Genomic DNA, 18,445 nt, shown 5'->3' with positions numbered 1-18,445 from the left:
CGCCCCACACCACCGTCGACACCCACCCCGGACCCCCTCACCCGCCGCGGAGCGACCACCCGCCCGGGACCGACGGACACCCCAGACGCGACACCCACCCCAAACCCCTTCACACTCCGCGCGGCAACCACCCACACCCGACCGACGGACACCCCCGACCAACCCGGCACTCCGGCCGCCCCCACCCCGGACCCCCTCACGCCCCGCGGAACAACCGCCCATCCGGGACCGACGGGTACCCCCGCCCGACCCGCATCCCGGCCGCGCGCCGTGCACGCCGGCGAGCAGGAGGCGTACGCGCGTCCGCTCATCGGTCCCTGGATCGCACCGGCGGTCCGCCCGCAGGCCCCTGCGCAGACTCCCGCGCAGCCCCCCGCCCAGTCCTCCGGCAGCAGCCCGAACCCCCTCCCCCGGCGCGTCCGGCAGGCCAGTCTCGCCGCCGAACTCCGGGAGCCTCCCCCCTCGTACACCTCCGCCGAACCGCCGCGCACCGGCCCCACCAGCGCCGCCGCGCAGCCCCCGCCCCGCCGGACGGGTGCCCGATCCGGCGCCACCGTCGGCGCCTTCCAGCGCCAGTCCCGGGCCTCCCGGCTCAGGCCCGAAGCCGACCACCAGACCGCCCAACAGCCCACCCACCCCTCACCGGGACCCGACCGGGCCCGGAAGGAAGACGGACGATGACTCTGCGAACCACTGCCACCAACTCCGACCTCGACTGGCTGCTCGACCGTCTGGTCGACCAGGTTCCGGGCACCCGGAACGCCATCGTGCTGTCCGACGACGGGCTGGTGGTGAGCCAGTCCAGCAGTGTCGCCCGGGTCGACGCGGAGCGCCTGGCAGCCATCGCCACCGGTCAGCAGAGCCTGGCCCGTGGGGTCGGCGAGGTCTTCGGCGGCGGAGCGGTCCGCCAGGTCATCATCGAGCTCGACGACATCTGGCTGTTCGTCAGCTCGGCCGGGCGGGGCACCCACCTCGCGGTCGTGGCGGACCAGGAGGTCGACGCCGAGGTGATGGCCGTGGCGATGGACACCCTCGTACAGCAGGTGGGGCAGCGGCTGGGGACCGAGGTGCGGGTCCACCTGGAGGGCGGGGGGCGTGAGTGAGTCACTGGGCGGACGCGTCGCCGGACGACGATGACGCCGAGGAGAGCCTCGTCAGGCCGTACACGATCACCCATGGGCGTACGGCATCGGTGCGTGACGACCTCACCCTCATCACGGTGATCGCCACCGTCGCGCCCGGCGAACGGCCCGGCGACCGGGGGCTGCAGCCCGAGCACCGGCTGATCCTGCGGCAGTGCCGTACTCCGGTGGCCCTCGCCGAGGTCGCCGCCGGGCTGAACCTGCCCGTGGCGGTGACGAAGATCCTCGTCGACGACCTGATCACGCTGGCCCGGCTGACAGCCCGGCCGCCGCTGGCGGTCGCGGCCGGCCAGACACCCGACATGACTCTTCTTCAGGCGGTGAAGGATGCCCTACTCAGACTCTGACGAACAGGCCGGGTCACAGGCGTCCGTGGCCGGGACGCCCCCCGCGCCCGCCGCGGTGAAGATACTGGTCGCGGGCGGCTTCGGTGTCGGCAAGACCACCATGGTCGGGTCCGTGAGCGAGATTCCGCCCCTGCACACCGAGGAGCAGCTGACCGTCGCGGGGCTCGGCGTGGACGAGCTCGACGGGGTGGAGCTGAAGACCACCACGACCGTGGCGCTGGACTTCGGCCGGATCACGGTGAGCGCCGAGCTCGTCCTCTACCTGTTCGGCACGCCCGGCCAGGAACGCTTCTGGTTCATGTGGAACGACCTGGTGCACGGGGCGCTCGGCGCGGTCGTCCTCGCGGACACCCGGCGGCTGGAGAGCAGTTTCGCGTCGATCGACTTCTTCGAGAGCCGTGGCGTCCCGTTCGTGGTCGGCGTCAACTGCTTCCACGGGCTCCGGGACCGCACGGTGGACGAGGTGCGCGACGCGCTCGACCTCGACCCGAACGTCCCGCTCCTCATGGGCGACCTCCGTCAGCGGCGGGACAGCCGGGACCTGCTGCTGGCCCTGGTCAACCGGCTGATGGCCGGCCGGCCGGCCGCCGCGATCGGCGGCTGACCTGACGAGGGAGGGGCCCGGTGACATCTGCCACCGGACCCCTCCGCGATCAACTGCCCGGTCAACCGCCCTTGCTCTCCACGGCCGTTACGGCCGCAGCGCGGGCTCCCGCTCGATGTTGCGCTTGTCGAGCCTGGCGTCGTACGTCGCCAGCGGCTTGGCCGCCGACGGGTTGGACTGGACGGCGGTCGAGGCGACGCCGGCCCACTCCAGGATGCGGGCCGTGGCGAGCGCCTTCTGCTCGGGGACCAGACCCGCGACGTTCGCGCCGTGGTTCAGGCCGGGGGCGGTGAAGACGTACGAGTCCTTCGCGCCCTTGCCCAGGCGGAACGGCTCGGCGCCCCACGGGTCGTTCTGCCCGTACACGAACAGCATCTGGTTCGCGCGGTGCTTCACCCAGTTGTCGACGTCACGCATCGCCTGCGGCTGGAACTTCATGCCGATGTCCCGGGGGACGAAGTGCCGCGGAGGCAGGTAGCCGTACCGGATGTACTGCTTCTCGATGTGCGGGAAGTGGATCGTGGGCGCGCCGAGCTGGGTGCCCGCTTGGTAGAAGTACGGCGTGTACGGCTCCAGGCCCTGGTCGGTGTAGAAGGAGAACCCGGCGATCGTGTCGATCGAGGTCCAGATGTCGTCGTCGGTCGCGTTCCTCGCGTCCGCCGGGATGGACTCGCAGTCGGCGAGCAGACTGTACTGCCAGAAGCCCCATACGTAGTCGAGGACGGTGGCCTCGTACGCCTTGTCGAGGCTGCCGATGGTGTCGAAGGTGAAGCCCTCGGCGGCGGCGTACTCCGCGTACCGCTTCTCCAGCGGTTCCCGGCGGACGAGCGCCTCGCGCTGTACGCCGTTCAGCCGGTCGCGGCACTCCTTGGTGCCGACGGTGGCGAAGAACCGGTCGTACGCCGAGTCCTCTTTGTTCACCACGTCGTTGGGGGCGACGTACGCGACGACGCCGTCCATGTCGCGGGGGTAGAAGCGCTCGTAGTACGTGGCGGTCATGCCGCCCTTCGAACCGCCTGTGGACAGCCACTTCTTGGCGTAGATCGGCTTGAGCGCTTGGAACACGCGGTGCTGGTCGCTGGCCGCCTGCCAGATGTCCAGCTTGGACCAGTCGGCCGGTTCGGGACGGGACGGCGTGAAGAAGCGGTACTCCAGGGAGACCTGGTTGCCGTCGACGATCCGCGTCGGCTCACTGCGGCTGGGGTTCGTGTTGACGAAGTACCCGCTGGTGAAGAAGACCGTCGGGCGCGAGACGTCCTTGTGCAGGACGGTGATGCGCTGCTGGAACGAGCCCTTGGACGGTCGCCGGTGGTCGATCGGCTGCGTGTAGTCAAGGACGAAGTACCGGTAGCCGGTGTACGGCTTCTCCTGGATCAGGCTCATGCCCGGTATCGCGAGGAGTTGGTCCTTGATGTCCGAACTGGCAGTGCTGGTACTGCTCTTGGTGCCGGATATGGCTTCCGGCTGAGCGGCGGTCGCCGCCCCCGCCGTACTCACCGTGCCCATGAGCACGGCGAGCGCGAGCAGCCATCTGAGCGCCTTGCGCATGCACCCTCCCCTATGAAACATCTGTGCGCCGGAAGCTATCGGAGCAACTGCCGGACGCACCAGGGTCCATAGGGAAAACCCTCGGGCAAGGGGTCGGTCAATAGGGTTCGGGCAGGTCCAGAACCGGCCTCAACACCGAATCCAGCCGGAGCTGACCCCACCCCGCCCGACCGCCCCCTTGACCCACACCTGCCGTCGCCCCGCGTGCACGGTCACCGGGCCGGCCCGCTTCGAGAACAGCCCCTCGTCGACGACCGGACGCCCGCCCCGCGCCCGTACGCTCACCGACATCCACTGGCGCGCGCCCGGCCGCTTGGGCACGGTCACCGCGCAGACGTAGCCGCTGCGGCGGTAGATGCGCACCTCGCCGGTGGAGAAGGCCAGCGTCCGCGTCTTGCGGCCGGAGCACGCCGAGGCCGCGTCGGCGGTGCCCGGACTCGCGAGGGCGAGCGTCCCGGACGCGGTCAGGACGGCCAGCCCGAGCGCCGTCCGCCGCCGTACCGAACCCACAGTCACCGTCTCCCCCTCCAGCCGCCGCCGGCCACGACCGTACCGTTTTCCGTACTGATGTACGGACGCACGGCACCTGCCGAACGGTTGCGCGACGGTTCGGGTCGCTCAGCGGGACGAGGCGACCGGTTCCTCCGGCTCCGGCGCTCCTACGAACGTGCGCCACAACTCGGCGTACTGGCCGCCGAGTTGGAGCAGCTCCTCGTGGGTGCCGTCCTCCGCCACCCGCCCGTGGTCCATGAGCACGACCCGGTCGGCACGGGCCGCCGTGGTGAGGCGGTGGGCGACGATCAAGGTGGTGCGCGCGTAAGCGCTCGTCGAGGGGTGGTGGTCGGGCGACGAGAGGGCCGTACGGCGGCCTGCGAGGCGGTCCGTGGCCTGGTTGACCTGGGCCTCGGTGGCCAGGTCCAGTGCCGCCGTCGCCTCGTCGAGGAGCAGGATGTCCGGGTCGACCAGCTCGGCGCGGGCCAGCGCGATCAGCTGGCGTTGGCCCGCCGAGAGGTTGCGTCCGCGCTCGGCGACCTCGTGGAGGTAGCCGCCCTCCAGCGTGGCGATCATGTCGTGCGCCCCGACCGCCCGGGCCGCCGCCTCCACCTGGGCGTCGGTGGCGTCGGGCCGCCCGTACGCGATGGCGTCCCGTACGGTCCCCTGGAACAGGTACGCCTCCTGGGGCACGACCCCGAGGCGATGGCGGTACGAGGTGATGTCGAGGGCGCGCAGATCGGTGCCGTCGACGGTGACCCGGCCGCCGGTCGGGTCGTAGAAGCGGGCGACCAGCTTCACGAGCGTCGACTTGCCGGCGCCCGTCTCCCCGACGAAGGCGACGGTCTGCCCGGCCGGAATGGTCAACTGGACGCCGCTGAGCGCCTCTTCGTCATCCCCGTAGGCGAAGTCCACGCCCTCGAAGGCGATGTCACCGCGCAGGGACCGCACGTCCAGCGGCTCCTCGGCGGCTTCCGTCGAGGTCCGCTCCTGGAGCAGCTCCTGGATGCGCCCCAGCGACACCGTCGCCTGCTGGTACCCGTCGAAGACCTGCGAGAGCTGCTGCACGGGAGCGAAGAACAGGTCGATGTACAGCAGGTAGGCGACCAGCGCACCAGTCGTCAGCGACCCGTTCTCGATCCGCCCCGCGCCCACGACCAGCACCGCGGCGGCCACGACCGAGGCCAGCAACTGTACGAAGGGGAAGTACACGGAGATCAGCCACTGGCCCCGCACGCGCGCCTGGCGGTAGCTGTCGCTGCCCTCCGCGAAGCGCTTGCGGCCCGAGCGCTCGCCCCGGAAGGCCTGCACGATCCGCAGCCCGGCCACCGACTCCTGGAGGTCCGCGTTGACCACGGCCACGCGCTCACGGGCGAGTTCGTACGCCTTCACGCTCGCCCGGCGAAAGAAGAACGTGCCGAGGACCAGCACCGGGATGGTGACGAACACGACGAGCGCGAGCTCCGCGTCGATCACCACCAGGGCGACCATGATGCCGAAGAAGGTGACGACGGAGACGAAGGCGGTGACCAGCCCGGTCTGCAGGAACGTCGACAACGCGTCGACGTCCGTGGTCATCCTCGTCATGATCCGCCCGGTCAACTCCCGTTCGTAGTAGTCGAGTCCGAGGCGCTGCAGCTGGGCGAAGATCTTCAACCGGAGTGCGTACAGCACGCGTTCACCGGTACGGCCGGTCATCCGCATCTCGCCGATCTGCGCCGCCCACTGGAACAGGACGGACACCAGGGCGAGCCCCGCGGCCACCCACACGGCACCGAGGGCGAGTTCGGAGACGCCCGAGTCGATGCCGTGCCGGATCAGGATCGGCAGGAGCAGGCCCATCCCGGCGTCCACGGCGACGAGCCCGAGGCTCACCAGCAACGGCAGCCCGAAGCCACGCAGCAGCCGCTTCAGCCCGTACGACTCCTCGGGCGTGACCGCGCGCGCCTCGTCGATGTCCGGGATGTCGGCGGCCGGGGGCAACGCCTCGACCTGGGCCAGGAGTTCGGGCGTGGCCGGCATCCCGTCGAACGCCGTGTCCCTGCGCTCCCGGTCGCCGTTCCACAGCCTCGGCGTGACCCCGCGCTCGGCGTCGAACTCGGCGTCCAGCTCGTCCCGTACGGAGGTGTCCTCGGGCGGACCGGAGGAAGGCGTGGCGCGGCCGGGCGAGACGCCGCCCAGCTCGTCCGGGTCGGTCAGCAGCCGCCGGTACAGGGCGGAACGGGCCTGGAGTTCCTCGTGGGTGCCGAGGTCGGCGAGGCGGCCGTCGTCGAGGACGGCGATGCGGTCGGCGAGGCCGAGGGTGGAGCGGCGGTGGGCGATGAGGAGGGTGGTCCGGCCCTCCATGACGTGCTTCAGCGCCTCGTGGATCTCGTGCTCGACGCGCGCGTCCACGGCGGAGGTCGCGTCGTCGAGGACGAGGAGCCGGGGGTCGGTGAGAATCGCGCGGGCGAGTGCGACGCGCTGCCGCTGACCGCCGGAGAGGGTGAGGCCGTGCTCGCCGACCTTGGTGTCGTAGCCGTGGGGCAGCTCGGCGATGAATCGGTCCGCCTGGGCGGCGCGCGCGGCGACCAGGATCTGTTCCTCGGTCGCGTCCGGGCGGCCGTACGCGATGTTGTTGCGGACGGTGTCGGAGAAGAGGAACGAATCTTCGGGGACGAGTCCGATCGCGGCCCGCAGCGAGTCGAGGGTCAGCTCGCGGACGTCGTGCCCGCCGATGAGGACCGCGCCGCGCGTCACGTCGTAGAAGCGCGGCAGGAGGAGGGAGACGGTCGACTTGCCGGAGCCGGAGGAGCCGACGACGGCGAGGGTCTCACCGGGCCGGATCTCGAAGCTGAGCCCGTCGAGGACGGGGCGCTCGGGGTCGTACCCGAAGGAGACGTCGTCGAACTCGACGGTGGCGGGGGCGTCGCCGGGCAGGTCCTTGTGCCCGTCGGACATGGAGGGCCGGGTGTCGATGAGCTCAAGGACACGTTCGGTACCGGCCCGCGCCTGCTGCCCGACGGTCAGCACCATGGCGAGCATGCGCACGGGTCCGACGAGCTGGGCGAGATAGGTGGAGAAGGCGACGAACGTACCGAGCGTGATGCGCCCGCCCACGGCCAGCCAGCCGCCCACGGCGAGCATGGCGACCTGCCCGAGCACCGGCACGGCCTGCAGGGCCGGGGTGTAGACGGAGTTGAACCGGATGGTCCGCAGCCGCCCCGCGAAGAGCCGCCGCCCGACCTCCCTGAGCTTCCCGGTCTCCTGGTCCTCCTGCCCGAACCCCTTCACCACGCGTACGCCGGTGACGGCGCCGTCGACGACACCCGCGACGGCGGCGGCCTGGGCCTGCGCGTACCAGGTGGCCGGGTGCAGCTTCCTACGGCTGCGCTTGGCGATGATCCAGAGAGCGGGGGCGACGGCGAGGGCGACCAGGGTCAGCGGGATCGACAGCCAGGCCATGATCGCGAGGGAGATCACGAAGAGCAGCACGTTCCCGAGGGTCATCGGGAGCATGTAGAACAGGCTCTGGATCAGCTGGAGGTCGCTGGTGGCCCGCCCGACGATCTGCCCGGTCGACAGCTCGTCCTGGCGGCGCCCGTCGAGCCGGGTGATCGTCCCGTACATCTCCGTCCGCAGGTCGTACTGGACGTCGAGGGCGAGCCGGCCGCCGTAGTAGCGGCGGATGTAGGTGAGGACGTAGACGAGGACGGCGGAGACGACGAGCGCGCCCGCCCAGGGAGCCATGGAACGCGTCTTGTCCCCGATGACGTCGTCGATGATCACCTTGGTGATCAGCGGGACGATCGCCATCAGAGCCATACCGCCGAGGGACGCGCCCAGGGAGAGCACGACGTCCTTCGGATACCGCCAGGCGTATCCGATCAGCCGCCGCGCCCATCCCGGCTCCGGCTCCGCCACCTGTTCCGGTGCTGGTTCCGGTTCGTGTTCCGGCTTCCGCCCCCGTCGCTCTGCCACTCCGGTGCCTTTCGTAGATCCACACAATCCGCGCTCCGCCGGTAAGCACCAACACGGGCGAAAGCCGATTTCATCCCTCCGCAACAACTCCGGGGGGTGAGCTGTGGCTATGCCGTCCGCACGCGCAGGAAGCAGAAGCGAGTCGTCTGCGCGGCGTTCTGGTTGTCGTCGCTGACCAGAAGGACGCGCAGGCCACCGCGGACTCGGCCGGTGAAGACCATGCCCTCGATGTTGTCGAGAAGGGGGTTGGGCTGGGGCTGCTTGGCGGTCGCTCCGAGTGACGGACAGTTCACGATGTCGGCGAGGAGGGTCTTCTTGACCAGGCGTACGCCGTTGTCCTGGCCGGTGAGCTTCTCGACGCCGCTCGTGTCGGTGGCAGGGCGCGGGTCGGCCAGGTAGAGACGGACGGTGTTACCGACGCCTGCGGTGAAACCGCCGGTCAGGCAGGTGGCCGCCGCCAGGCCGGCGGTGAGGGCGGTGAGTACGGTTCACAGGGGTCGTACGGCTCGCAGGCGCATGGCCGTCACCGTAGGTCGGGTCGGTGACGGCGGGGAGGCGCTGCGGTGAAGTCGGCTCGCGGTGTGCTTGCGGTCAGCTCGCCGCGAGATCCCGGTGGACGACCTTGGCAACGCCCTCGATGGTCGCGATGCCGTAGTTCCAGGTGCTGTTGCCGTGCGTGAGCACCGTGATCATGTAATCGTGGCCGCCGCCCTTGAACGTGCCGACGCTGTGCACCCGCCAGCCGTGCGTGGCGCGTGACAGCCAGCCGTTCTTGACGTGCACGGAGACACCCGAGGGCACGCCCTTCGGCGTGCCCCAGCGCTGGGACGCGATGACCTGGCTCATCAACTGCCGTATGTACGCACGGGAGTTGTCGGTCAGGACCGAGTTGGTGATGGTGGTGAGCGCGAGAAGCTTCTGCTCGTCACGGGCGGTGATCTGGGTGAGACCCCAGTAGCCGTTCGCACCGGGCTTGGTCTGCGTCATGCCTGCCGCCGCGACGAAGGCCTTGATCTTCGTCAGGCCCAGCTGGTTCCACAGCTTCGTGGTCGAGGCGTTGTCCGACTTGGTGATCATGGCCTTCGCGAGGCTCTTCTCGGTGGCCGTCAGTGCGCGGTTGGTCTTCTGGGCGTCCCAGAGCAGGGCCCCCAGGACGGTCACCTTGACGACGCTGGCCGAGTCGAAGGCGGTCTGCGCCCGGTACACGCAGGTCGTCCTGGTGGCCCGGTCGAAGACGCCGACACCGATGGAGCCCCGGCGCCCGGAGAGGGCGGTGGTGATGTCCCGCTTGAGCTTGGTGGCGAGGGCGGGCTTGGCGGACGTACAACTGACGGCCGCCGTCGCCGCGGTGGCGGGCGTCGCAGTGGCAACGAGCGACAGCACGGTCGCGGCGCAGACGGCGGCGCCGCCGAGTACGCGGGCGCGCGCGGATCTGACGGATCCGGATATGCGGTGAGTCATGGAGGTTCCCCATCCCCGTGAAAGGCGTCAGCGCGCTCCTGGCACGCCGGCACTTATCTGACTCACATGTACGTGCGAATGGTTGTACACCTGACCGATTCTTGACCGAACCCCTTCGGGGAGTGCCTGCACCGCGCGTAACGCACTGTTGCCCTGATTCACAGGTGGCCCCCAGCCACACCACAGCGCGCACCCACCCCGCGTCCGGACGATTCGCTGGTGACATCTGCCACCGACCCACGCCCCCACGCCCCGGAGACCCTCGCAGCCGCCGATCCCGCGGCCCCCGAGACTCCACCGGCCCCCGCCGTGTCAGGCACGCCTGAGAAGGCGCCGCGATGGTCGCTGCCCGCGCTGCTCGCGATCATGGTGCTGGCCGGGGTCCTGTACTCCTGGAACCTCTCCTCCTCCAGCCTCAACAGCTTCTACAGCGCGGCCGTGCTGAGCGGCACGCAGAGCTGGAAGGCGTGGTTCTTCGGCTCGCTCGACGCGGGGAACTTCCTCACCGTCGACAAGCCACCCTTCGTCCTCATGGTCATGGGCCTGTCCTGCCGCGTGTTCGGCTACGGCACCTGGCAGATGATGGCGCCGCTGATCGCGTCCGCGCTCGGCACCATCTGGATCCTGCACTCCTCCGTGAAGCGGGTGTTCGGGCACGCGGCGGCCACCGTGGCCGCGCTGGTCCTGGCGCTCACCCCGATCACCGTGGCCATCAACCGGGACAACAACCCCGACACGCTGCTGGTCTGCCTGATGGTGGCGGGCGCGGCCCTCGCCCTGCGCGCCACGCGTGACGGCAGGCTGCTGCCGCTGCTCGGCTCGGCGGTCTGCTTCGGCCTCGCCTTCAACACGAAGATGCTCCAGGGCTACATCGCACTGCCGGCCGTCTTCGCGGTGTACCTGTACGCGGCCAACCTGGGCCTCGTGAAGAGGATCGTGAACCTGCTGCTCGCGGGCGTCGCGCTCGCGGTCGCCAGCTTCTGGTGGGCGACGGCCGTGTCCCTCGTACCGGCCGACGAACGTCCGTACATCGGCGGCTCGACGGACGGCAGCGCCTGGAACCTGATCATGGGCTACAACGGTCTCGGCCGCGTCCTCGGCGGCGAGGGCAACGGCGGGGGCGGTGGAGGCGGAGGCGGCGGTTTCTCCGGGACCGCCGGTATCGGCCGGATGTTCAACGACATCCTCGGCGGCCAGATCTCCTGGTTGCTGCCGTTCGCGGGCATCGCGCTGGTGGGCGGTCTGGTGCTGATCGGGCGCGCCCCGCGTACGGACGCGACCCGCGCCGCGCTGCTGATGTGGGGCGGCTGGACACTGCTCCACTACCTCACCTTCGCCATGGCCGAAGGCACGATGCACCCGTACTACACGACCGCCCTCGCGCCCGGCATCGCGGCGCTGTGCGGTGGCGGCGGAGTGCTCCTGCTGCGCGCGTTCCGCACGGACAAGCGGTGGGTGTGGGTACTCCCGCTGGCCTTCGGCATCACCGGCGTCTGGTCGATCGTGCTGCTGCGCCGCACGGCCGACTGGAACGCGTGGCTGTGGCCGACGATCGCCGTGGTCATGGCACTGGCGATCACGGGCCTGCTGGTCTTCCGCACCGGGCGCCGAGCGCGGCTGCTGGCCGCCTCGGTGGTGGCGGCGATCGTCGCGGCGGTGGCCGGCCCGGCCTCGTACGCCCTGGCGGAGACCTCGGCGACGGGGGGCGGCATGGGCGGTACGAATCCGACGGCCGGGCCTTCGACGGGCAGTGGCATGGGTGGGCCCGGTGGCGGGGGTGGCGGCGGCCGGACCGGCGGAGGCTTCCCCGGCGGCAGCGGCGGGCCGGGCCAGCAGAACGGCCAGCAGCAGGGCGGCCAGGCCGAGGGCGGTCAGCAACAAGGCGGCCAGCAGGGCGGTCAGACGGGTACGCCGCCCAGTGGCGGTATGCCCAGCGGGGCGCCCGGCGGCAGCGGTCAGCAGGGCGGCGGAACGGGTACGCCTCCGGGCGGCACGAGCGGCACCGGCGGCACGAACACCGGGGCCGGCGGTCAGCAGCAGGGTGCGCAGCCCGGCGGCATGGGCGGCGGCGGCATGGGCGGCGGCGGCATGGGTGGCGGCGCCGACAGCGAGCTGATCACGTACCTGAAGAAGCACCAGGACGGCGCCAAGTGGCTGCTGGCGGTGTCGAACTCGCAGGGTGCGGCGCAGCTGATCGTGAGCAGCGGCGAGCCGGTGATCTCCATGTGGGGCTGGACCGGCACCGACAGGGCGATGACGCTGGCCAAGCTCAAGGAGCTGGTGAAGAAGGGCGAGTTGCACTACATCCAGCTCGGCGGCGGCATGGGCGGCGGGGGCGGCATGGGTGGCTCCAGCCTCAGCTCGGAGGTCACGGCCTGGGTGCAGGAGCACGGTACGGCGGTCGAGGAGAGCGAGTACAGCGGCAGCGCGACGACGGAGTCCGGCAGCACGGAGTCCACGTCGTCGATCTACCGTCTGGACGCGTCGGACGTCAGCTGAGCCCGACCGGCACCGGCTGACACCGTGTGGCCCCTGACCGGAACACCGGTCGGGGGCCACTCTGCGTTTCAGACCACCTCTCGCCCTCCCCTTGGCTCTACGCGCGTCAAATCGAGCCCAAATCAACCGAGTTGCCGGTTTAAGTCACCCAACGGACACGTGCAGTTCATTGCCTGAAACGCATGTCCATGTCACGCTCCCGGATGTCTCGCTCATTCGACACGCGTAGAACGGACACCCCCGATGCCCGCGACGCAGATACGCAGCCGCCGTTGGAAGGCCGTGGCGCTCGCCACGTCGACCGTCCTGGCCGCCCTCGCCATCCCCACGATGACCGCCGCCCCGGCCGGCGCGACGACGACCGCGTACGACTCGACGTACTACAAGAACGCGATCGGCAAGACCGGCACGAGCCTCAAGTCCTCGCTGCACACGATCATCAGCAGCCAGACGAAGATCTCGTACTCCGCGGTCTGGAACGCGCTCAAGGTCACCGACCAGGACCCGAACAACAGCAGCAACGTGATCCTGCTGTACAGCGGCGTCTCGCGCAGCAAGTCCCTCAACGGCGGCGACGTCGGCGACTGGAACCGCGAGCACGTGTGGGCCAAGTCCCACGGCGACTTCGGCGAGGCGACCGGCCCCGGCACGGACCTGCACCACCTGCGCCCGGCGGACGTCCAGGTCAACAGCATCCGCGGCAACCTGGACTTCGACAACGGCGGCAGCACGGTCACCAACGGCGGCGGCAGCCTCAAGGACTCCGACTCCTTCGAGCCGCGCGACGCGGACAAGGGCGACGTGGCCCGAATGATCCTCTACATGGCCGTGCGCTACGAGGGCGACGACGGCTGGGCGGACCTGGAGCCCAACAACCTGGTCGGCAACGGCAGCAACCCGTACATGGGCCGTCTCTCGGTCCTGAAGGCGTGGAACGAAGAGGACCCGCCGAGCGCCTTCGAGGAGAAGCGCAACCAGGCGATCTACGACACGTACCAGAACAACCGCAACCCGTTCATCGACCACCCGGAGTGGGTCGAGGCGATCTGGTAGACGCTCCGCCTTACCCTGAACGCCCCGTGATCCACGCGGGGCGTTCAGTGCGTCGCCGTACGGGTCTTCCGGTCACAGCGTGCCGCCTCGTGCCACCCATCGTGTCGACTGACCGGTCACCTTGGCCACCGTCTCGAAATCCGTGTCGTAGTGCAGGACGGCCAGCCCGGACAGCTCAGCCGTGGCAGCCACCAGCAGGTCCACGGCGCCTGCGCTGCGGTGTTCGCCGGAGTCGGTCAACCTGCGCTGCACTGCCCGGGCCCGCCGGTACACGCCATCGGGCATCGGTACCCAGTTGAAGAGTTCGGCGAAGAGCGCCTCATTCTCCAGTCGATCCATCAGGGACCGGGCGGAGAAGTGCATCTCCAACTCGGTGAGCTCACACATGCCCACCACACCCTCGGCCAGGGCATCGCTCCACTGCTCCCGCAGACGCTTGTTCGTCAGAAGACGCGCGGCGGCAGAGGTGTCGATGAGGTACGTCACCAAACTCATCGACGGTAGTTCTCCTTGTTCAGCAGAATGTCGAAGTCGCCCCGCTCCCCCTTGGCCGCCAGCTCATCCAGTGCCTTCAGCCTCCGCCGACGCTTCGCGACCTCCAGCAGCGCCGCATTGACCGTGTCCTTCTTGGTCTTGGTGCCCAGTATCTCAGCGGCCTCGCTGAGGGCGTCGTCGTCGACCTCCACGTACAGATTCGACATGGCATATCCTCCCTAGGGGTCTTCCATATGCAAAATATACCCCGCTGTGACCTCGGTCAGCCAGCAAGGTGCGTCGGCGCGAACATCGGCAGCGTCGGCGGAGGCACGACCACCGAACGGCCGGGCTCCGCCAACGCCACGCAGTCCGGCCGGGTCAGCTCCTTCGCCGTCGCCTCGCCGCAGGCGTCCGTCATGTGCTCGCGCAGGATGCCGTAGCGCCGTCGTCGACGATCAGCCAGGGCGACGTTCAGGTCGTGCTGCACAGCTGTTGCCGGCCATGAGGTTGGTGGCGCTGCTCGTCGGTGTTGACCTTCGAGTTGGTTGAAGCTCAATGACGGCTAGGTGTCAAGTTCTGAACTGATGCCGATCGGGATCTTCGCCCAACGCAGTGGCTTGATGGAACTGGCGCTTCCGTGATGAGCGCCGCCCACGCGACGGTACTGTCAGAATCGCCACACATCACACCGAACGGGGCACCTGAGGAGATCCCCCGTGGCCGACGCCCCCATTCCGCCGCCGGACCATGCGGCATCGCCCGAGGACGCCGTCACTGTCACCGTCACCTACACGGGCAGCGAAGCAGAAGCACTGCGCACGCTGGCCCTCCTGGAGGGGCGCACCCCGGAGGACGTAGCGCTGGATCGCATCGCCCGCCGCGTCCCACTGTCCTTCTCCTCATCCTTTGGCGAGGACTCCGAAGCGATGGCCGCGCTGACGCGTGCAATGTTCGACGGGCCCTCCGACCTGGCCTCCAGTGCCGGACAGTGCCTGTTCGTCAGCCCAGATGCGTCGCCGCGAACATCCGCAGCACCGCCGGAAGCACCACCACCGACGGCCCCGGCGACGCCAACGCCTTCGCGAGGTCCGTCTCCAGTGTCTCCGCCGACGTCCGCACCCCCGGCACCCCGAACGACTCCGCCAGCGCCACGTAGTCCGGCCGCGCCAGCTCCGTCCCCGTCGTCTCCCCGAACGCGTCCGTCATGTACTCGCGCAGGATGCCGTAGCCCCCGTCGTCGACGATCAGCCAGGTGACGTTCAGGTCGTACTGCCGGGCCGTCGCCAGCTCCGCGATCCCGTACAACGCGCCGCCGTCCCCCGAGACCGCGAGCACCGGATACGTCGGATCCGCCACCGCCGCTCCCAGCGCCGCCGGGAACGCGTACCCGAGGCCGCCCGCTCCCTGGGCCGAGTGCATCGTGTTCGCACCGCGCGGATCGAAGGCCGACCAGGCCCAGTAGGACAGGATCGTCATGTCCCAGAAGGACGGGGAGCGGGGCGGCAGGGCTGCCCTGATCGACGCCAACAGGCCCTGTTCCAGAATGAGTTCCTGGGCGGCGATCCGCTCACCCACCCGGTCCAGCACTCTCCGTACCCGCTCCCCAGCCGTCTCGTCCTCCCGTGCCGCCGCCGGCAGCGTCTCCAGTAGCGCCTGCAGCGCCAACCGCGCATCCGCGTGGATGCCCAGCGCCGGGTGGTTGGACTCCAGCTTGCCCAGGTCCGCCTCGACCTGGACGACCCGGCCGCGCGGCCTGAACGTGTGGTAGTGCGACGACAGTTCGCCCAGTCCCGAGCCGACGACCAGCAGGACGTCCGCGTCCTCCAGGAAGTCGGTCATGTGCCGGTCCTCCAGCCAGGACTGGAGGGAGAGCGGGTGCGTCCACGGGAACGCGCCCTTACCGCCGTACGTCGTCACCACCGGCGCCTGAAGTCGCTCCGCGAGCGCCCGCAGTTTGCCCGACGCGTCCGCCCGTACGACGCCCCCGCCCGCGATGATGGCCGGGCGCTCGGCGTTCGACAGCAAGTGGGCTGCCAGCGCCGTCAGTTCGGGGCGCGGGGGCAACTCCTCGGGGAAGGCGTCGCCGCCTGTCACCACCGGGATCGTCGTCTCGGCGATCAGCACGTCCTGCGAAATCTCCACCCACACCGGGCCGTGCGGGGCCGTGAGCGCCGACTTCCAGGCGTCGGCGATCGCCGAGGGGATCTGGGACTGCGTACGCACCGTGTGGACCGACTTCACCACACCCCTGAACGACGCCTGCTGGTCCGGGAGTTCGTGCAGGTAGCCGTGCCTGCCACCGCCCAGCCCCGCCGTCGGGATCTGACTGCTGATCGCCAGGACAGGGGCCGAAGCCGCCGCGGCCTCCTGGAGCGCCGCCAGTGACGTCAGCGCACCCGGGCCCGTCGACAGCAGCAGCGGCGCCGCCTCTCCCGTGATCCTGCCGTACGCGTCCGCCGCGAACCCCGCGTTGTTCTCCACCCGCAGGCCGATGTACCGGAGGTCCGAGCGGCGCAGCGCGTCGAACATGCCCAGGGCGTGCTGGCCGGGCAGGCCGAAGACCGTCGTCGTGCCGAGGCCGGCCAGCGTCTCCACGACCAGGTCTCCGCCGTTGCGGCCGGGGGGCGGGTTGAGCGCGGCCTCCGTCTGGGCGGGGGTCGGCCTCAGTACCAGGTCGTGGTCGTGGGTCACTTCGTTTCGCCGTCCTCGTTCTCGCCCTTGGTCCTCTTGTCCCTGCGGGCCTGTGCATTCTGTTGGGCGATCTGGCGGGACATGATCGTCGTCAGTTCGTACGCCGTGTGCGACGCCGCGACCGACGTGATCTCGGCGTGATCGTACGCGGGGGCCACTTCCACGACGTCCGCCGAGACCAGGTTGCAGGACGCCAGACCCCGCAGGATCTCCAGCAGCTCCCGCGACGTCATGCCGCCGGCCTCCGGCGTGCCCGTGCCGGGTGCGAACGCCGGGTCGAGGCAGTCGATGTCGATGGAGATGTAGAGCGGGCGGTCCCCGACGCGCTGGCGGAGCTGGCCGGCGACCTCGTCGACACCGCGTCGCATCACGTCCGCCGACGTCACGATGCCGAAGCCCATCTTCGCGTCGTCGTCCAGGTCCTGCTTGCCGTAGAGCGGGCCGCGCGTGCCGACGTGCGAGAGGGCGGAGGTGTCGAGGATGCCTTCCTCCACCGCCCGCCGGAACGGCGTCCCGTGCGTGTACTCGGCACCGAAGTACGTGTCCCAGGTGTCCAGGTGCGCGTCGAAGTGGAGCAGGGCCACCGGGCCGTGCTTCTTCGCCACCGAGCGCAGGAGGGGAAGCGCGATCGTGTGGTCGCCGCCGAGGGTCATCAACCTCGCGCCCGTCCCCAGCAGCTCGTCGGCCGCCGCCTCCACCGTCTCCACCGCCTCGGCGATGTTGAACGGGTTCACGGCGATGTCCCCACCGTCCGCCACCTGCGCCAGCGCGAAGGGCGACGTGTCCTGAGCCGGGTTGTACGGGCGCAGCAGCCGGGACGCCTCGCGGATCGCGTTGCCGCCGAAGCGGGCGCCCGGCCGGTACGAGACACCGGAGTCGAACGGCACCCCGACCACCGCGACATCGGCCCGCCCGCCGACCTCGTCGAGGCGCGGCAGCCGCGCGAAGGTCGCGGGACCGGCGAACCTCGGAATGCGCGACGAGTCGACGGGGCCGCGGGGCGTCTCGTGCGCCTCGAAACTGCTGGTCATGCCGTTCTGCCTTCTTTCCTGCGCCTCGGGGCCAGTTTTGATATGGATTCGGATCCGCGGATACGGGGTCGGGTACGAGTTCGATGGTGCGCCCGGCGAGCCGCTCGCGCCAGCGTAGGTGGTGGCCGAGGGCCGACGACACGCGACCGGGTGCCGCGGGCGCCGGGCACGGCCCTGCTCGGCACGGACCTCGACGATCCGGACGTACGGATGGAGTCGTGGTTCGCGCTGCGGTAGCCGCCCCAAGTGCTCAAGTGGCGTGACCTGCGTCCCAGCGGTCGGGACGCCGGGTGCTCGCGGTGTCGCCTGCCTCACAATGGGAGGCATGCCGATACCCGCAATTCCCAGCCGCGCCGAGCTTGTCGATCACCTCGTGAAAACCCGCATCGCGGGTGATGTCGCCACGCCCCGCGAGAACAACCTCTCCCACTACCGCAAGCTGGCGAACGGCGAACGACACTACTGGCTCGGGCTGGAGCTGGGCGACCGCTGGAACGACGAGCAGGACGTGCTCGCGGTGATGGCCGAGCGGGTCGGTGTGAACGACGATCCCGAACACCGGTACGGCCAGGACACCATCGACCCCGAGCTGACGGTCGCCGCCCTGGAGCGGCTGGCGGCCCGGCTGCGCAAGGCGGCGGACGGGCAGCAGCGGGTGCTGTTCGCGACCGGCCACCCGGGCGGCCTGCTCGACGTGCACCGGGCCACGGCCGACGCGTTGCGGGCCGCCGGCTGCGAGATCGTCGTCATTCCGGACGGTCTGACGACGGACGAGGGGTACGTGTTCCAGTTCGCGGACGTGGCGGTGCTGGAGCACGGGGCCTCGCTGTGGCACACGCACTCCGGCGAGCCGATGCGCGCGATCCTGACGGGACTTGAGCGGGAGGGCCGCCCGCTGCCCGACCTGGTCGTCGCCGACCACGGCTGGGCGGGGTACGCCGCACAGCACGGCGTCGACTCCGCCGGGTACGCGGACTGCAACGACCCGGCGCTGTTCCTGGCCGAGGCGGAAGGCACCCTCCAGGTGGCCGTTCCGCTCGACGACCATGTGACGAGCCCGCGCTTCTACGACCCGCTGACGGCGTTCCTGCTGGGCGAGGCCGGGCTGCTCGGCGACAGCGAGTAGGACCGGCCGGCCGG

14 protein-coding genes and 3 pseudogenes are annotated in these 18,445 nt (G+C 70.2%); 7 read left to right on the top strand and 10 right to left on the bottom strand.

Annotated elements, in window-relative coordinates; all coding sequences use genetic code 11:
* From RB628_RS19880 to RB628_RS19865, 4 genes and pseudogenes are all read left to right on the top strand, one after another.
* Positions 1-681, top strand: a pseudogene (locus RB628_RS19880) (hypothetical protein); the annotation flags it as partial.
* A complete protein-coding gene (locus RB628_RS19875) occupies positions 678-1,103 on the top strand; it encodes a roadblock/LC7 domain-containing protein (RefSeq protein ID WP_318321828.1) in 426 nt (141 codons plus the stop codon). The pseudogene RB628_RS19880 and the gene RB628_RS19875, both read left to right, overlap by 4 nt.
* Positions 1,100-1,489, top strand: a complete 390-nt coding sequence (locus RB628_RS19870) for a DUF742 domain-containing protein (protein WP_318321827.1) — start codon at positions 1,100-1,102, stop codon at positions 1,487-1,489. Before RB628_RS19875 ends, RB628_RS19870 begins: the two co-directional genes overlap by 4 nt.
* Positions 1,470-2,093: a GTP-binding protein gene (locus RB628_RS19865; protein WP_318321826.1), complete on the top strand. Its 624-nt coding sequence runs from the start codon at positions 1,470-1,472 to the stop codon at positions 2,091-2,093. Before RB628_RS19870 ends, RB628_RS19865 begins: the two co-directional genes overlap by 20 nt.
* Positions 2,094-2,180: 87 nt before the next feature.
* On the opposite strand, the gene RB628_RS19860 is transcribed toward RB628_RS19865, so the two are convergent.
* From RB628_RS19860 to RB628_RS19840, 5 genes and pseudogenes are all read right to left on the bottom strand, one after another.
* Positions 2,181-3,641 (bottom strand): aminopeptidase, encoded by a 1,461-nt coding sequence (locus tag RB628_RS19860; protein ID WP_318321825.1) that lies wholly within the window; start codon positions 3,639-3,641, stop codon positions 2,181-2,183.
* Between the two features lie 129 nt (positions 3,642-3,770).
* Complete coding sequence (locus RB628_RS19855) at positions 3,771-4,157, bottom strand: hypothetical protein (RefSeq protein ID WP_318321824.1); 387 nt, start codon at positions 4,155-4,157, stop codon at positions 3,771-3,773.
* A gap of 102 nt (positions 4,158-4,259) precedes the next feature.
* The gene (locus RB628_RS19850) at positions 4,260-8,036 is read right to left on the bottom strand and encodes an ABC transporter ATP-binding protein (protein WP_318321823.1); all 3,777 of its coding nucleotides are present in this window, start codon (positions 8,034-8,036) and stop codon (positions 4,260-4,262) included.
* Between the two features lie 164 nt (positions 8,037-8,200).
* A pseudogene (locus RB628_RS19845) lies at positions 8,201-8,536 on the bottom strand (esterase-like activity of phytase family protein); the annotation flags it as partial.
* A 148-nt stretch (positions 8,537-8,684) separates the two neighbouring features.
* On the bottom strand, positions 8,685-9,554 hold the full coding sequence (locus RB628_RS19840) for a serine hydrolase (protein ID WP_318321822.1): 870 nt from the start codon (positions 9,552-9,554) through the stop codon (positions 8,685-8,687).
* Positions 9,555-9,773: 219 nt separating this feature from the next.
* Here RB628_RS19840 and RB628_RS19835 point away from each other — a divergent pair, with 219 nt between their 5' ends.
* Entirely contained in the window at positions 9,774-12,053 is a 2,280-nt protein-coding gene (locus RB628_RS19835) for an ArnT family glycosyltransferase (protein ID WP_318321821.1), read from the top strand.
* Between the two features lie 243 nt (positions 12,054-12,296).
* Positions 12,297-13,106 carry an endonuclease I family protein gene (locus RB628_RS19830; RefSeq protein WP_318321820.1) on the top strand — a complete coding sequence of 270 codons (810 nt, stop codon included), beginning with the start codon at positions 12,297-12,299 and terminating at the stop codon, positions 13,104-13,106.
* Positions 13,107-13,178: 72 nt separating this feature from the next.
* Here the strand turns inward: RB628_RS19830 and RB628_RS19825 are convergent, their stop codons facing one another.
* From RB628_RS19825 to speB, 5 genes and pseudogenes are all read right to left on the bottom strand, one after another.
* Complete coding sequence (locus RB628_RS19825; protein WP_318321819.1) at positions 13,179-13,601, bottom strand: PIN domain nuclease; 423 nt, start codon at positions 13,599-13,601, stop codon at positions 13,179-13,181.
* Complete coding sequence (locus RB628_RS19820; protein WP_318321818.1) at positions 13,598-13,807, bottom strand: type II toxin-antitoxin system VapB family antitoxin; 210 nt, start codon at positions 13,805-13,807, stop codon at positions 13,598-13,600. Before RB628_RS19820 ends, RB628_RS19825 begins: the two co-directional genes overlap by 4 nt.
* 56 nt (positions 13,808-13,863) lie before the next feature.
* Positions 13,864-14,079: pseudogene (locus tag RB628_RS19815) on the bottom strand (thiamine pyrophosphate-binding protein); the annotation flags it as partial.
* A 503-nt stretch (positions 14,080-14,582) separates the two neighbouring features.
* The gene (locus RB628_RS19810; protein ID WP_318321817.1) at positions 14,583-16,274 is read right to left on the bottom strand and encodes a thiamine pyrophosphate-binding protein; all 1,692 of its coding nucleotides are present in this window, start codon (positions 16,272-16,274) and stop codon (positions 14,583-14,585) included.
* Positions 16,271-17,305 carry an agmatinase gene (gene speB, locus RB628_RS19805; protein ID WP_318321816.1) on the bottom strand — a complete coding sequence of 345 codons (1,035 nt, stop codon included), beginning with the start codon at positions 17,303-17,305 and terminating at the stop codon, positions 16,271-16,273. Before speB ends, RB628_RS19810 begins: the two co-directional genes overlap by 4 nt.
* A 325-nt stretch (positions 17,306-17,630) precedes the next feature.
* On the opposite strand from speB, the gene RB628_RS19800 reads away from it, so the two are divergent.
* A complete protein-coding gene (locus RB628_RS19800; RefSeq protein WP_318321815.1) occupies positions 17,631-18,431 on the top strand; it encodes a phosphatase in 801 nt (266 codons plus the stop codon).
* The last annotated feature ends 14 nt before the right edge of the window (positions 18,432-18,445 follow it).

This window comes from Streptomyces sp. ADMS (genome assembly GCF_033441795.1).
Classification (GTDB): Bacteria; Actinomycetota; Actinomycetes; order Streptomycetales; family Streptomycetaceae; genus Streptomyces.
This window is presented reverse-complemented; position numbering and strand designations above follow the sequence as displayed.

Excerpts from the sequence above, each read along its gene's own strand:
- RB628_RS19875 (WP_318321828.1), top strand. The coding sequence starts at position 678 with ATGACTCTGCGAACCACTGCCACCAACTCCGACCTCGACTGGCTGCTC.
- RB628_RS19840 (WP_318321822.1), bottom strand. The coding sequence starts at position 9,554 with ATGACTCACCGCATATCCGGATCCGTCAGATCCGCGCGCGCCCGCGTA.
- RB628_RS19830 (WP_318321820.1), top strand. The coding sequence starts at position 12,297 with ATGCCCGCGACGCAGATACGCAGCCGCCGTTGGAAGGCCGTGGCGCTC.
- RB628_RS19860 (WP_318321825.1), bottom strand. The coding sequence starts at position 3,641 with ATGCGCAAGGCGCTCAGATGGCTGCTCGCGCTCGCCGTGCTCATGGGC.
- RB628_RS19800 (WP_318321815.1), top strand. The coding sequence starts at position 17,631 with ATGCCGATACCCGCAATTCCCAGCCGCGCCGAGCTTGTCGATCACCTC.
- speB (WP_318321816.1), bottom strand. The coding sequence starts at position 17,305 with ATGACCAGCAGTTTCGAGGCGCACGAGACGCCCCGCGGCCCCGTCGAC.
- RB628_RS19825 (WP_318321819.1), bottom strand. The coding sequence starts at position 13,601 with ATGAGTTTGGTGACGTACCTCATCGACACCTCTGCCGCCGCGCGTCTT.
- RB628_RS19865 (WP_318321826.1), top strand. The coding sequence starts at position 1,470 with ATGCCCTACTCAGACTCTGACGAACAGGCCGGGTCACAGGCGTCCGTG.
- RB628_RS19820 (WP_318321818.1), bottom strand. The coding sequence starts at position 13,807 with ATGTCGAATCTGTACGTGGAGGTCGACGACGACGCCCTCAGCGAGGCC.